We start from the raw sequence: 12,635 nt of genomic DNA on the forward strand, positions 1-12,635 counted from the left end.
TGCTCCCTTACCCCTTGAGCGCCTTGTAGACGGCGATGCCGGCGGCGAGGTCTTCAAGGGCTGCGCCAACCGACTTGAACAGCGTGATCTCGCTGTCGGTTTGCCGGCCCTGTTTCTCGCCGCGCGCGAGCTCATGCAGATCGGCGATGATCGCTTCCGGTTTCAGCAGGCCCGAGGCCAGAGGCTGGACGATGTCGCCGGCCTCCTTGGTGGCGCCGGCGCGGGTGTCGACATAGACGCGGGCGCGCTTGATCGCATCGTCATCAGCCTCGCGCATGTCGGGCGTGAAGCCGCCGACGAGGTCGACATGGGCGCCCGGCTTGAGCAGCGCGCCCTTGACCAGCGGCGTGTTGGAGATGGTCGCGGAGGCGATGATGTCGGCCTCGGCAAGCTCCGCGTCGAGATCGCCGGCGGCATTGGCCGGAAAGCCTTCGGCGCGCAAGGCGGCCGCCACCTTTTCGGCATTGGCCGGCGTGCGGTTCCAGATGCGGATGGAGGTGATCGGCCTGACCGCCGAATGCGCCTTGGCAAGGAATGGCGACAGCGCGCCGGCGCCGATCACCAGAAGCCGCGAGGCGTCCTTGCGGGCCAGATAGGAAGCGGCGAGCGCGGAGGCGCAGGTCGTGCGCCACTGCGTCAGCCGCTGCCCGTCGATCATCGCCTGCGGCTCGCCGGTGACGCCGTCGAGCAAAAGATAGAGGCCCATCACCGCCGGCTTGCCTTTTGCGTTGTTGTCCGGCGACACGGTGACAATCTTGACGCCGATATGACCTCCCGCCGAGGTGCCTGCGGCGTTGAAGTCGGTCCAGGCCGGCATCAAAAGCAGGGTCGAGGCCGCGCCCTCCGGTCGCTCCACGCCATGATGGTGACGAACCGGCTGCACGGCGCCCTCGCGAAAGGCGGCGCGCAATGTCTCGACCAGGCCGGGAAAGGTCAGCGCGCGGTCGACCTCGGCGGCCGAAATGGTCAGCATCGAAGGCTCCGGATTGCTTTAGTTGGTCGGCTTGGGCAACGCCGGTCCATTCGGCGCGGCCGGCGCGCGGCTCACCGCCTGGCGCAGGTTTTCAGCCTCCAGGCCGCGCTGGCGCGCGAGCTTGCGGTAGCGGCCCTGCTTCACCCAGGTCGCCATGCTGCCGACGACCATGCCGACGGCCAGGGCCAGGAACAGGAAAATGAAAAGCGGCAGGTTCAGCGTCAGCGCGGGATTGCCGGGATGGAACGGATCGAGCGTGAAGGCGACGGCGCCGCGATTGGCGACGGCGAGCGCGATCAGGATGATGGCCAGCGGCACGAAGACCACGACGAGGATGAAGCGATTGAACATCAGATCTCCGTATAGAGAAGCTTCCTAAGCGCGCATGTCTTTGTCCCGAAACCGGCCTTCCCTTTCGGGAGACATGCTTTAAGCGCCAAGATGCCGTCTCGACCCGCCGGCGCGGCGCCTATTTGCCGCCGTTCAGCCTTTCGCGCAACTCCTTGCCGGTCTTGAAGAACGGCACCCACTTTTCCTCGACCTCGACCGACTCGCCGGTGCGCGGGTTGCGGCCGGTGCGGGCGGGACGGTTTTTCACCGAAAAGGCGCCGAAACCGCGCAACTCGACCCGGTTGCCCTCGGCAAGCGCGTCGGTGATTTCGTCAAAGATCGCACCGACGATGTTTTCGACGTCGCGCAGGAAAAGGTGCGGGTTGCGTGCAGCAATGATCTGCACAAGCTCGGATTTGATCATGGAACGTTCCCCGTGAAACCACTGCAGACGATTATCAGGATGATTTTTATTGCTTTTTTGGCTCGCGCCAACGGCATGTCAAGGGTGCCAGACCGAAACGAGACCGTCAAGAAACAAGCGGTCGGCGCCGAGCTCGTGAATGATATCGCCGCCGGCATCCGGCAGGCCAAGCGCCTTGGCGGCTAGTTTTGCCATCGACTGCGAGAACAGGAAGCCGCCACGCCTGTCCTTGTCCTTCCACTCGACGACCTTGAGCTTGGCATCCACGCCCTTCGTCGCCAGCCAGTCGATCGCCTCCTGCTCGCCGCCGACGGCGTCGACCAGATGATTGGCCAAGGCCTGGCGGCCGGTGAAGATCGAACCGTCGGCCAGCGCCAGCGCCTGCTCATGCGTCATCTTGCGGCGGTCCGCGACGATGCCGACGAACCAGTCGTAACTGTCGAGGATCAGCTTGCGCACCATGGCGCGCTCATCGTCATTGGTCGGCTTGAAGGGCGAGGGCGAAGCCTTGAGCGGCGAGGATTTCACTTCCTCCAGCTTGATGCCGAGCTTGTCCATGAGACCGCTGACGTCAGGATATTGGATCAGCACGCCGATCGAGCCGACGATCGAGGTCTTGCGGGCAACGATATGGTCGGCAGCACTTGCGATCATATAGCCGGCCGATGCCGCCAGCGTGCCGACCTCGGCCACTACGGGCTTGTCGCCGGCAAGCTTGCGCACGGCTTCGAATGTCGACTCGCCGCCGACCGTGGTGCCTCCGGGCGAATCGATCGACAGGATGACGCCCTTCACCTCCGCAGACTTGCGGATCGCTTCCAGCCTTTTGAGCAGTTCCTCGTCCTCGGTGATGGTGCCTTCGATCTTCACCTTGGCGATATGGGGGATCGCCTGGCCGGTGAAATTGTCGTCATAGACCCATGCCGAGAAGGCGATCACCGCTGCCGCCAGAACCACAAACGCAGCCACGCGCCAGAAAGTCAGCTTGCGGCGCAAGCGGCGGCGGTCGATCAGGTCGTCGGCTCTCATTGCCATCGTCAGCCTCATGGGTCGGCGGGAAAGCAAGCTTTTAAAGCAAGCCTCGGCACACGGCTACCGTTTCCTGAACGCCGGCTTCGAGCTCGGCGTTGATGGCGACCTCACGAAAAATTAACCCAGTCCCCTTCTGTATCTGCTATGAAGTGCGGGTCGTCTCCCCGAATTCCTCCCGATTTTGTGGGCGGCAGCCGTCACATTTTTGCAGTTTTCGTCCCCTTGTGCTTGCGTGTAGGTGCCGGCATACCACCTATAGGCGATGTTTGGGCGGACAAAGGTCCATTAGAAAAGTCATGTTGGCGCGATCTGACGAAACGAGCGATGCCGCTGCGGCACCGGCTCCCGCGATCCAAGAGGGCACGCGCGGCGAGGCGTTCAACCGCGCGCAACGGCACTCGCGCCGCGTGCGCGTGCTGAAATTCGCGGTGCCGCTGCTCGCGGCCGCGATTGCGATCGCCTTTCCAGTCTATTCCTACCTCAAAGCGCCAGTCTCCATTTCCGTGCAGGCCGACGGCACGGCGTTTTCGAACGGCAAGCTGGTGATGGCCAATCCGAAGCTCAACGGCTTCACCAAGCAGAAGCTGCCCTATTCGCTGACCGCGACCAGGGCGACGCAGGATGTCGGCCAGCAGGCCGTGATCGACCTCGAAGGCATCAACGCCAAACTGCCCGTCGCCACCGACAATATCGTGTCGGTCGATGCCGAGCACGGTATCTACAATCGCGACGCCAATACGATGGACCTCACCAGCGACGTCAGCGTGACGACTACGGACGGCCTTGCGGCGAAATTCAAATCGATCTTCCTAGACATGGGTAAAGGCTCTATGAAGACGAGCAATCCGGTCGACGTCAGCCGCGGCGGGTCGCGCATCACGGCGGACTCGATGTCGGTCGAGGATAATGGCAGGCTCGTGGTCTTCGAGAACCGGGTTCGCGTCAACATCGATCCGACTGCGCTGAAGGCGGCAGGGGTAAACAGTGGAGAACAGAATGCGTCGCAGTAAATCCGCGTGGGCTCTGGGCGCAGCCTCCGCATTGCTGTTTCTGGGGACGGCGCATTCCTTCGCGCAGTCGAGCGCGACCAGCCAGATGTCCGGGCTCAAGCTATCCGGCGACCAGCCGATCCAGATCGAAAGCGACAAGCTTGAGGTCCGCCAAGCCGAGAGCATGGCCATATTCAGCGGCAATGTGACCGTCAATCAGGGGCCGACCCTGCTAAAGGCCGGCAAGATGACGGTCTACTATGTCAAGGACCCCAAGGCTGACAAAAGCGCGGCTGCCGGCGCGTCGGCAATGACGGGCGCCGCCAATATCGATCACCTGGAGGTCGAGAACAAGGTCTACGTCAAATCGAACGACCAGGTCGCCACCGGCGACAGCGGCACGTTCGACATGAAGACGCAGGTGCTGGTGCTCAAGGGCAAGGAAGTGGTGCTTTCGCAAGGCGACAATGTGCTCAAGGGCTGCAAGCTCACCGTGCAGATGAAGAGCGGCCTCGCCAATGTCGACGGCTGCGGCGGCCGCGTGATGATGTCGTTCACGCCCCAGAAGCAGGGCGCGCAGCAGCAGGGAGCGTCGGGCAACTAATGGCCGGCGTATCCTCGCTGCTTGCCCGTCTTCCGGGACGGGCGGCCGCAAAGCCGGCTGCCCCGGCGACGGTCGGCACCGACAAGGCGAAGTTCAAGGGCACCCTGATCGCCAAAGGCCTGACCAAAAGCTACAAGGGCCGTAAGGTGGTGAGTGGGGTGACGCTCGGCGTGCGCGCCGGCGAGGCCGTCGGCCTGCTTGGCCCCAACGGCGCCGGCAAGACCACGTGTTTCTACATGGTCACCGGCCTTGTTCCCGTCGATGAGGGCTCGATCGAGATCGACGGCTTCGATGTCACGTCGATGCCGATGTACCGGCGCGCCCGCCTTGGTATCGGCTACCTGCCACAGGAAGCGTCGATCTTCCGCGGCCTGAACGTCGAACAGAATATCCGCGCCGTGCTGGAAGTGGTCGAAAAGGATCGCAAGGTGCGCGAACGCAACCTCGACGAGCTGCTCGAGGAATTCCACATCAGCCATCTGCGCAAGGCGCCCTCGATGTCGCTGTCGGGCGGCGAACGGCGTCGCCTTGAAATTGCGCGGGCGCTGGCGACGCGGCCTGCCTATATGCTGCTCGACGAGCCCTTTGCTGGCATCGACCCGATTGCCGTCGCCGACATTCAGCAGCTCGTCCGTCATCTCACGGCGCGCGGTATCGGCGTCTTGATCACCGACCACAATGTGCGCGAGACGCTCGGCCTGATCGATCGCGCCTATATCATCCATGCCGGCCAGGTGCTGACGCATGGCCGGGCCGACGAAATAGTCGCCAACGCCGATGTGCGGCGTCTCTATCTCGGCGAGGGTTTTACGCTCTGAGCGTAAAATACCTTTCTTCAGAGTGAATTTGAGCGAAATTCGACTGGTTTGTTGCGATTTTTCGGCCCAATAACGCTCCGGTAAGCCGATCCTGCTAGCGTTTTCCTTGACAAGCAAAAGCCGGGCCAGTTTCTATGCCCGACTGGAATGCAAGAGTGCGACGCGTAGACGAGGCGTTTGAATCCCACCATGGCGCTGGCAGCCAAACTGCAGCTCAGACAATCCCAGTCGCTGGTGATGACGCCGCAGCTGATGCAGTCGATCCGGCTGCTGCAGCTTACCCATGTCGAGCTCGAACGCTTCATCGACGAGGAGATCGAGCGCAACCCTCTCCTGGAGCGCGCCGAACCGCAGGACGACGCCGCCAGCGACCAGGCCCAGAAAAGCGAGGCCGCGCCGGAGCTGGATAGCGCCGGCGACTGGTTCGAGGGCGAGACGGAGTGGAGCGCGGAAGCGATCTCGCAAAAGCTCGACTCTTCCCTGGAAAACCTGTTTCCCGACGATCCCGGCACCAGCGAGCGGCTGGGGCCGGATCTCACGGCTCAGTGGAAGTCTGCAGCGGGCAGCGCCGGCACAGCCTCATCCGAGGGATTCGACGTCGGCGACATGGCCGCGGCCGCAGTCACATTGCGCGAACATGTCGGCGAGCAGATCGCACTTGCTTCGCTAAGCCCCGGCGAACGTCTCATCGCGGGCGAGCTTGCCGATGGGCTCGACGAGGCCGGTTATCTGCGCACCGACCTGATGGAGATCGCGGTCCGGCTCGGCACGGATGAAGCGGCGGTGGCGCGTGTGCTTGGCGCCTGCCAGAGCTTCGAGCCGGCAGGGCTCTTCGCGCGCGACCTTGCCGAGTGCCTGTCGCTGCAGCTTCAGGCGCGCGACAGGCTCGATCCGGCAATGAAAGCGCTGGTCGCCAACCTCGAGCTTCTGGCGCGGCGCGATTTCCAGACGCTGAAACGCATCTGCGGCGTCGACGAGGAGGACCTCCTCGACATGCTTGCCGAGATCCGCGCTCTCGATCCGCGCCCCGGCCTGGCGTTTTCGGGCGGCGCAAGCGACGCAATCGTCGCCGATGTCGAGGTCCGCGCGGCCAATGACGGCAGCTGGGCAGTTGAGCTCAATGCCGACACGCTGCCGCGCGTGCTGGTGGACAATGTCTACTTCGCCCGTGTCTCGAGCCACGCCAAGGACCAGGCGGAAAAGGATTTTCTCGCCGAATGCCTGCAGAACGCCAACTGGCTGACGCGCAGCCTCGACCAGCGGGCCAAGACTATTCTCAAGGTGGCGTCGGAAATCGTGCGGCAGCAGGACGCCTTTCTCGTCCATGGCGTGCGCCACCTCAAGCCGCTCAACCTGCGCACGGTGGCCGATGCCATCGGCATGCATGAATCGACCGTCAGCCGCGTCACCGCCAACAAATACATGCTGACGCCGCGCGGGGTTTTCGAGCTGCGCTATTTCTTCACGGCGTCGATCGCCTCGGCCGAAGGCGGCGAAGCGCACTCTTCCGAGGCCGTGCGCGACCGCATCAAGCAGATGATCGACGAGGAAAAGCCCGCCGACGTGCTTTCCGACGACGCCATCGTCGACATGCTCAAGGAAATTGGTGTCGATATCGCGCGCCGCACCGTCGCGAAATACCGCGAAGGCATGAATATCCCATCGTCTGTGCAAAGGCGGCGGGAGAAGCGGGCGCTCGCGAACGCCGGCCGCTAGGCCCGCCTGTATTCGGGCGATGCCGGCCCGACCCGAATCCCGATGATTTCCCGCAATCCCCAAGCTTGATTGACAAGCCGCAATGAAGTGTCTAGAAGCCCGCCCGCATGAGCAGGGCGTAATGCCCGCTTGCAAATGGGTCCGTCAGACAAGGCCATGGACGGCCAAGAAGGCGACTTGTGATCAACCGGAAAGTTCGGGTCTAAAATCGGCGCGCATGCCGCTGCGAAGCTTGTGCGCGCGCACCACGGGTATAAACTCGGGACCAGTTTGAAGCCTGGGCAAGGAAGGTCAGTTTTCAGATGAATCTACGCATTTCGGGAAAACACATGGACATCGGCGATGCGTTCCGCACGCGCATCAACGACCGGGTCGGCGAGGCGATCGAGAAATATTTCGATCGGGGTTTTTCAGGACATGTCACGGTCATCAAATCGGGGTCGCGTTTCTCCGCCGACTGCATGATCCGGCTCGATTCCGGCGCTTCCTTGCAGGCGACCGGCGACGCCCAGGACCCGACGCTTGCCTTCGAGGCGGCCGCCGATCGCCTGGAAACACGGCTGCGCCGCTACAAGCGCCGGCTGAAATCGCGCAACACCGGCAACGGCAATGGCGAAGAGCCGACCGACATCGCCTATACGGTGATGGCTCCCCTCACAGATGATGAGGAAGACATTCCGGAGGACTTCGCTCCGGCCATCGTCGCCGAATCAAGCATGACGCTGCGGACCATGTCGGTGGCGTCTGCCGTCATCGAGCTCGACAACAGCGACAGCCCGGTATTCCTGTTCCGCAACGCCGGGACCGACCATCTCAACATCGTCTACCGCCGGCCGGATGGCAATATCGGCTGGATCGATCCGTCGACGACCAAAGTCGCACAAGCATAAAAAGCCGGCCGCGCGAGGGGGCGACGACTGGCACGGCAGGCGAGCAAGGGATTTTTCAAGCATGGATCTCAGCGATCTCATCAGCGTCCCGGCGATCATGCCGGCGTTGAAGGCGAATTCCAAAAAGCAGCTTCTGCAATTGCTGTCGGAGAGGGCGGCGGCGATTTCGGGAATTCCGGAGCGGGAGGTGTTCGACACCATCCTGCAGCGCGAACGGCTGGGATCGACCGGCGTCGGCAACGGCATCGCCATTCCGCACGGCAAGCTCGCCGGCGTGAAGCGGATCGCCGGTGTCTTCGCGCGGCTGGAAACGCCCGTCGATTTCGAGGCATTGGACGACCAGCCGGTCGACCTCGTCTTTCTGCTGCTGGCGCCCGAAGGCGCAGGCGCCGACCATCTCAAGGCGCTGTCGCGCATCGCGCGCGTGCTGCGCGATGCCGACACAGTGGCCAAGATCAGGGGTACGCGCGACGCGGTGGCGATCCACGCCCTGCTGTCCGACACGCAGGCCTCGCACGCAGCCTGAAGTTTTGGGATAGAACTCTAGTTTTGAGAAGAAACCCTAGAGGGGCCGCCGGGAGCGGCCCTTTCCATTTTCGAACTGCCAGCAATCGCCTTAGAGCGTTTCACCGTTTCACGGAAACGGCGAACCGCTCTATCCCTTTGTTTTTACGCGATTCCGGACGGAAAACCGCTCACACTTTTCCTGGAATTGCTCTAGTGGATGGCGACAGTGGTCAGATCGTTCTCCAACGCACCCGCCAGCGCCCGGTCACGGGCATCGGAAAGCAGGATCGGCTGGCCGTTGGCGGCAAACAAAGCCCACAGCTCCAGGCCGGGCGCGATTTCGCCGAGGCCCGGGAAGCGGCCGCGCAGGTCGTCGCTCGACACTTTCCGCAGATAAGCGACAGAGCCTTCGCCGAGATGGGCGAGTTCGCCGCTGGTCATGGTGATCATTTCGTCAGTTCTGGTCATTTCAAGCCTCCTTGGCGCGAGGACGCCAGGATTGGCCGCCTCGCATAGAGCCATCGGCGAAGGTCAGTCTTTCACCGATATGTTTATTTTCCGTACCAGCCGCTCGGCCTCCGGCCGATCGAGATCGATCGACAGCAGGCCGTTCTTCAACTCGGCCGCTATCACCCGCATGCCGTCGGCCAGCACGAAACAGCGCTGGAACTGGCGCGCGGCGATGCCGCGGTGCAGGAATTCGCGCTCGGTGTCGTCGGTCTGGCGACCGCGCACGATCAGCTGGTTTTCCTCCGTGGTGACATCGAGGTCGCTTTCGGCGAAACCGGCAACGGCCAGTGTGATGCGCAGCCTTTCGGCCTTGCCGTCAGCGGCGCTGAGGCGCTCGATGTTGTACGGCGGATAGCTGTCGCCGGTCTTCGCCAGACGCTCCAGCGTCTTTTCCATGGCATCGAAACCCAAAAGAAGCGGGCTGGAGAAGGGCGTCATTCGACTCATTGTTACACTGTCCTCTGAAGAGCGACACAAACTGGAAAAACCCGGATGGCATTTTTCCCGATGGTCTTGATATGGTCCGCCGCGCGATCAAGTTCAAGCCATTAAACCCCGCCCAAAAAGACTCCCCAAAAAGGAATTGAAATGCCCCAGTCCAGAAAGATCATCATTGACACGGATCCCGGCCAGGACGATGCCGTCGCCATATTGCTGGCGCTCGGCAGTTCCGAGCTGGAGATCGTCGGCATCACCGCGGTTGCCGGCAACGTGCCGCTGAAGCTGACCCAGAACAACGCCCGCAAGATCTGCGAGCTGGCCGGCAGGCCAGACATGAAGGTCTATGCTGGCGCCATCCGGCCGCTGACGCGCGAGTTGGTCACCGCCGAGGAAGTGCATGGCAAGACCGGCTTGAACGGCCCGCAGCTGCCCGAGCCGACCATGCCGTTGCAGGAACAATACGCGGTCGATTTCATCGTCGAGACGCTAATGCGCGAAGAAAGCGGCACGATCACGCTGTGCCCGCTCGGACCGCTCACCAACATAGCGCTGGCGCTGATCCGCGAGCCCAGGATCGCGCCCCGCATCAAGGAAATCGTCCTGATGGGCGGCGGCTTCTTCGAGGGCGGCAATGTCACCCCGGCCGCCGAATTCAACATCTATGTCGACCCGCAGGCCGCCGATCTGGTGTTCAAATCGGGCATCCCGATCGTGATGATGCCGCTCGACGTCACCCACAAGGCGCTGACCTCGTCAAAGCGCATACAGGCTTTCCGCCAGCTCGGCACCAAGGTCGGCACCGCGACCGCCGAGATGCTGGAGTTTTTCGAACGCTATGACGAGGAGAAATACGGCACCGATGGCGGGCCACTGCACGATCCGTGCGTGATCGCCTATCTCCTGAAGCCGGAACTGTTCAAGGGTCGCCGCTGCAATGTCAGCGTGGAGACCGCGTCGGAGCTCACCATGGGCATGACGGTGATCGACTGGTGGGGCGTCACCAAGCGGGAAAAGAACGCCACCGTGATGCGCGACATCGACCATGACGGCTTCTTCGCGCTGTTGGTGGAGCGGCTGGGGCGGCTCTGAAAGCTTCCTTCTCCCCGTCTACGGGGAGAAGGTGCCGGCAGGCGGATGAGGGGCGGCGCGAATGTTGGTGTTTTGCCTGCAACCCCGGCGCTGCCCATCACCCGGTCGCTTCGCGACCACCCTCTCCCCGTGAACGGGGCGAGGAAGACTGCTCACTTCGCTTTCGTAAACGCCAGCCAGAGCCCGCCGCCGACGAGAAAACTGCCGCTGATGCGTGACATCAGCCTGACGCGGCTGGCCGACAGCAGCCGGCCGGCGCGGCCGGCGGCAAGGGCGTAGGTCGAGTCCGACATGGCGGCGAAGATCATCGCCGTCAGGCCCATGACCACGATCTGCAGCGTGTAATTGCCCTGCGGCGCGATGAACTGCGGGAAGAAGGCGCCGAAGAACACCAAGGTCTTCGGATTGCTGATCGCCACCAGAAAACCCTGCAGGAAGAAGCCGCCGCGCGGCTTCTTCGCCGACCCGTCCGGGTTCAGCGCGCCTTTTGCGCGAAACATCTGGATGCCCATCCAGATCAGGTAGGCGGCGCCGATCAGCCGCACCCATTCGAACCAGTGGCCCATGCCGGCGATCAGTGTGTTGAGGCCGATGCCGACGATTGCGATCATGATGGCGAGCCCGGCCTGCGTGCCGGCGACGTTGGCCAAGCCGGCGCGCGAGCCGTGGCGGATGCTGTTGGCGATGATCAGCGTGACGGTCGGGCCCGGTACCAGGATGATGACGATGCAGGCGACGACATAGGTGGCGTAGAGTTCCAGCGACATGATTTCCCTCGAACAGGACGGCGCCGACTTGGGCGGAGCGCGATCAATGCACGGGATTGGTGCTGGCGCAAGCTGGCCGGGCAGGGCGGCCCGTCACGCGGCCCCCACCGGCCAGGGCAGCGTCGCCTCGTAGGCGGCGCCGGCCTTGAGCACGGCGAGGTCGCCGCGCGGGCGGCCGATCAATTGCATGCCCATCGGCCGGCCTTTTGCGTCGAAGCCGGCCGGCACGTTGAGCGCCGGGCAGCCGCCCAGCGTGGCAAAGGCGGAGACCTGCATCCACCGGTGATAGCTGTCCATGCTCCGCCCCGCGACCTCGCGCGGCCAGTGGGTGGTTACGCCGAACGGGAAGACCTGCGCGGTCGGCAGAGCGATGAGGTCGAAGCGCTCGAACAGCGACAGCAGCGTGCGATGCCACTCGGTGCGCCAGACGCTGGCGGCATGGATCTGCGGCGCGGTAAGGCGCATCGCCTGTTCCACTTCCCAGACGGCCTCAGGCTTCAGAAGCCTGCGCTTTTCCGGGTCATCGTAATGCGCTTTCAACCCGCAGCCGCTGCTTGCCTGGCGCAAGGTGACGAAAGCCTGCCACAACGCCTCGAAATCGACATCCGGCACCAGCGCTTCGCTGGGGAACGACGCGTCCGCAAAGCGGGCAAGCGCGGTCTCGCAGAGGTCGAGCACGCCCGGTTCCGTCGGCAGATGGCCGCCGAGATCGCCCAGCCAGGCGACGCGGCCGCCGGAGGCTTTCGTCCCCAAGCCGCCGAGGAACGAGCCCTCCTTGGCATAGGACAAGGGTGCCTGCGGATGGTAGCCCGCCTGTTCGTCGAGCAGCAGTGCGATGTCGCGCACGCTGCGGCCCATCGGTCCCTCGACGCCCATCTGCGAATGGAAGACGTCGATGTCGGGGCCGGCGGGCACGAGCCCCTGCGAGGGACGGAAGCCGTAGACATTGTTGTAGGCCGCCGGATGCAGCAGCGAGCCGCCGAAGTCGCTGCCGTCGGCGACCGGCAGCATGTTGAGCGCCAGTGCCACCGCCGCGCCGCCGCTCGAGCCGCCGGCGGTCAGCGCCGGGTCGAAGGCGTTGAGCGTCGGCCCGAAGACCGGATTGTACGTGTTGGAGCCAAGGCCGAATTCCGGAACATTGGTCTTGCCGATGATGATGGCGCCGGCCTTGCGGATGCGCTCGACGAAGAAGTCGTCCGTTTCAGGGATGAAATCGGCGAAGATCGGCGAGCCGAAGGTGGTCCTCAGCCCCTTGGTCAGGGCGAGGTCCTTGATGGCGATCGGCAGGCCGAACAGCGATCCGGCCTCGCCGCCGCGGGCCAGATGAGCATCGGCGTTGTCGGCTTCGGCCAGGATGTCGGCGCGCTCGCGCAGCGAGACGATAGCGTTGACCAGCGGGTTGACGGCCTCGATGCGGTCAAGGGAAGCGCTGACGACTTCACGCACCGACAATTGCCCTTGCCTGATCCTGTCGGCGAGCTCGACGGCGGAGAGGCGACAGATATCGCCGGCCGCCGGCAGGGCATGCTTGGTGACGGGCCGCAT

The 12,635-nt window shown here is 63.6% G+C and carries 15 protein-coding genes; 7 read left to right on the top strand and 8 right to left on the bottom strand.

Going from position 1 to position 12,635, the window contains the following annotated elements; translation table 11 throughout:
• Positions 1 to 7: 7 nt before the first annotated feature.
• From EJ072_RS21510 to sppA, 4 genes are all read right to left on the bottom strand, one after another.
• Positions 8 to 973, bottom strand: a complete 966-nt coding sequence (locus EJ072_RS21510; protein WP_126081187.1) for an ornithine cyclodeaminase family protein — start codon at positions 971 to 973, stop codon at positions 8 to 10.
• An 18-nt stretch (positions 974 to 991) separates the two neighbouring features.
• Positions 992 to 1,324 (bottom strand): DUF1049 domain-containing protein, encoded by a 333-nt coding sequence (locus tag EJ072_RS21515; protein ID WP_126081188.1) that lies wholly within the window; start codon positions 1,322 to 1,324, stop codon positions 992 to 994.
• Positions 1,325 to 1,442: 118 nt separating this feature from the next.
• The gene (locus EJ072_RS21520; RefSeq protein ID WP_027165368.1) at positions 1,443 to 1,727 is read right to left on the bottom strand and encodes an integration host factor subunit beta; all 285 of its coding nucleotides are present in this window, start codon (positions 1,725 to 1,727) and stop codon (positions 1,443 to 1,445) included.
• A gap of 78 nt (positions 1,728 to 1,805) precedes the next feature.
• Positions 1,806 to 2,762, bottom strand: coding sequence for a signal peptide peptidase SppA (gene sppA / locus EJ072_RS21525; protein WP_126081189.1), 957 nt, complete (start codon positions 2,760 to 2,762; stop codon positions 1,806 to 1,808).
• Between the two features lie 293 nt (positions 2,763 to 3,055).
• Here sppA and lptC point away from each other — a divergent pair, with 293 nt between their 5' ends.
• The 6 genes from lptC (at position 3,056) to ptsN (ending at position 8,302) form a co-directional block, all read left to right on the top strand.
• Positions 3,056 to 3,769, top strand: a complete 714-nt coding sequence (lptC, locus tag EJ072_RS21530; RefSeq protein WP_126081190.1) for an LPS export ABC transporter periplasmic protein LptC — start codon at positions 3,056 to 3,058, stop codon at positions 3,767 to 3,769.
• A complete protein-coding gene (locus EJ072_RS21535; protein WP_126081191.1) occupies positions 3,756 to 4,352 on the top strand; it encodes an LptA/OstA family protein in 597 nt (198 codons plus the stop codon). Before lptC ends, EJ072_RS21535 begins: the two co-directional genes overlap by 14 nt.
• Complete coding sequence (gene lptB / locus EJ072_RS21540) at positions 4,352 to 5,170, top strand: LPS export ABC transporter ATP-binding protein (RefSeq protein WP_042641058.1); 819 nt, start codon at positions 4,352 to 4,354, stop codon at positions 5,168 to 5,170. The genes EJ072_RS21535 and lptB overlap by 1 nt, the downstream gene beginning before the upstream one ends.
• 189 nt (positions 5,171 to 5,359) lie before the next feature.
• Complete coding sequence (gene rpoN / locus EJ072_RS21545; RefSeq protein WP_126081192.1) at positions 5,360 to 6,886, top strand: RNA polymerase factor sigma-54; 1,527 nt, start codon at positions 5,360 to 5,362, stop codon at positions 6,884 to 6,886.
• Between the two features lie 302 nt (positions 6,887 to 7,188).
• A complete protein-coding gene (raiA, locus tag EJ072_RS21550; RefSeq protein ID WP_126081193.1) occupies positions 7,189 to 7,776 on the top strand; it encodes a ribosome-associated translation inhibitor RaiA in 588 nt (195 codons plus the stop codon).
• A gap of 61 nt (positions 7,777 to 7,837) precedes the next feature.
• On the top strand, positions 7,838 to 8,302 hold the full coding sequence (gene ptsN / locus EJ072_RS21555) for a PTS IIA-like nitrogen regulatory protein PtsN (protein ID WP_042641064.1): 465 nt from the start codon (positions 7,838 to 7,840) through the stop codon (positions 8,300 to 8,302).
• Between the two features lie 191 nt (positions 8,303 to 8,493).
• On the opposite strand, the gene EJ072_RS21560 is transcribed toward ptsN, so the two are convergent.
• Both EJ072_RS21560 and EJ072_RS21565 read right to left on the bottom strand, forming a co-directional pair.
• The gene (locus EJ072_RS21560; protein ID WP_126081194.1) at positions 8,494 to 8,751 is read right to left on the bottom strand and encodes a DUF1150 family protein; all 258 of its coding nucleotides are present in this window, start codon (positions 8,749 to 8,751) and stop codon (positions 8,494 to 8,496) included.
• A gap of 63 nt (positions 8,752 to 8,814) precedes the next feature.
• The gene (locus EJ072_RS21565) at positions 8,815 to 9,240 is read right to left on the bottom strand and encodes an Hsp20 family protein (protein WP_042641067.1); all 426 of its coding nucleotides are present in this window, start codon (positions 9,238 to 9,240) and stop codon (positions 8,815 to 8,817) included.
• Between the two features lie 141 nt (positions 9,241 to 9,381).
• Here EJ072_RS21565 and EJ072_RS21570 point away from each other — a divergent pair, with 141 nt between their 5' ends.
• Positions 9,382 to 10,323, top strand: a complete 942-nt coding sequence (locus EJ072_RS21570; protein ID WP_126081195.1) for a nucleoside hydrolase — start codon at positions 9,382 to 9,384, stop codon at positions 10,321 to 10,323.
• A gap of 152 nt (positions 10,324 to 10,475) precedes the next feature.
• Here EJ072_RS21570 and EJ072_RS21575 read toward each other — a convergent pair whose 3' ends face one another.
• On the bottom strand, positions 10,476 to 11,090 hold the full coding sequence (locus tag EJ072_RS21575) for a LysE family translocator (RefSeq protein WP_126081196.1): 615 nt from the start codon (positions 11,088 to 11,090) through the stop codon (positions 10,476 to 10,478).
• A 93-nt stretch (positions 11,091 to 11,183) separates the two neighbouring features.
• Positions 11,184 to 12,635 carry an amidase gene (locus EJ072_RS21580; protein WP_126081197.1) on the bottom strand — a complete coding sequence of 484 codons (1,452 nt, stop codon included), beginning with the start codon at positions 12,633 to 12,635 and terminating at the stop codon, positions 11,184 to 11,186.

The sequence above is a fragment of the Mesorhizobium sp. M2A.F.Ca.ET.046.03.2.1 genome (genome assembly GCF_003952425.1).
Classification (GTDB): Bacteria; Pseudomonadota; Alphaproteobacteria; order Rhizobiales; family Rhizobiaceae; genus Mesorhizobium.

Coding starts and splice junctions, on each gene's coding strand:
- EJ072_RS21520 (WP_027165368.1), bottom strand. CDS start 1,727: ATGATCAAATCCGAGCTTGTGCAGATCATTGCTGCACGCAACCCGCAC.
- EJ072_RS21575 (WP_126081196.1), bottom strand. CDS start 11,090: ATGTCGCTGGAACTCTACGCCACCTATGTCGTCGCCTGCATCGTCATC.
- EJ072_RS21535 (WP_126081191.1), top strand. CDS start 3,756: ATGCGTCGCAGTAAATCCGCGTGGGCTCTGGGCGCAGCCTCCGCATTG.
- EJ072_RS21570 (WP_126081195.1), top strand. CDS start 9,382: ATGCCCCAGTCCAGAAAGATCATCATTGACACGGATCCCGGCCAGGAC.
- sppA (WP_126081189.1), bottom strand. CDS start 2,762: ATGGCAATGAGAGCCGACGACCTGATCGACCGCCGCCGCTTGCGCCGC.
- EJ072_RS21560 (WP_126081194.1), bottom strand. CDS start 8,751: ATGACCAGAACTGACGAAATGATCACCATGACCAGCGGCGAACTCGCC.
- EJ072_RS21515 (WP_126081188.1), bottom strand. CDS start 1,324: ATGTTCAATCGCTTCATCCTCGTCGTGGTCTTCGTGCCGCTGGCCATC.
- lptB (WP_042641058.1), top strand. CDS start 4,352: ATGGCCGGCGTATCCTCGCTGCTTGCCCGTCTTCCGGGACGGGCGGCC.
- EJ072_RS21510 (WP_126081187.1), bottom strand. CDS start 973: ATGCTGACCATTTCGGCCGCCGAGGTCGACCGCGCGCTGACCTTTCCC.
- EJ072_RS21565 (WP_042641067.1), bottom strand. CDS start 9,240: ATGAGTCGAATGACGCCCTTCTCCAGCCCGCTTCTTTTGGGTTTCGAT.
- raiA (WP_126081193.1), top strand. CDS start 7,189: ATGAATCTACGCATTTCGGGAAAACACATGGACATCGGCGATGCGTTC.
- rpoN (WP_126081192.1), top strand. CDS start 5,360: ATGGCGCTGGCAGCCAAACTGCAGCTCAGACAATCCCAGTCGCTGGTG.
- EJ072_RS21580 (WP_126081197.1), bottom strand. CDS start 12,635: ATGCGGCCCGTCACCAAGCATGCCCTGCCGGCGGCCGGCGATATCTGT.
- lptC (WP_126081190.1), top strand. CDS start 3,056: ATGTTGGCGCGATCTGACGAAACGAGCGATGCCGCTGCGGCACCGGCT.
- ptsN (WP_042641064.1), top strand. CDS start 7,838: ATGGATCTCAGCGATCTCATCAGCGTCCCGGCGATCATGCCGGCGTTG.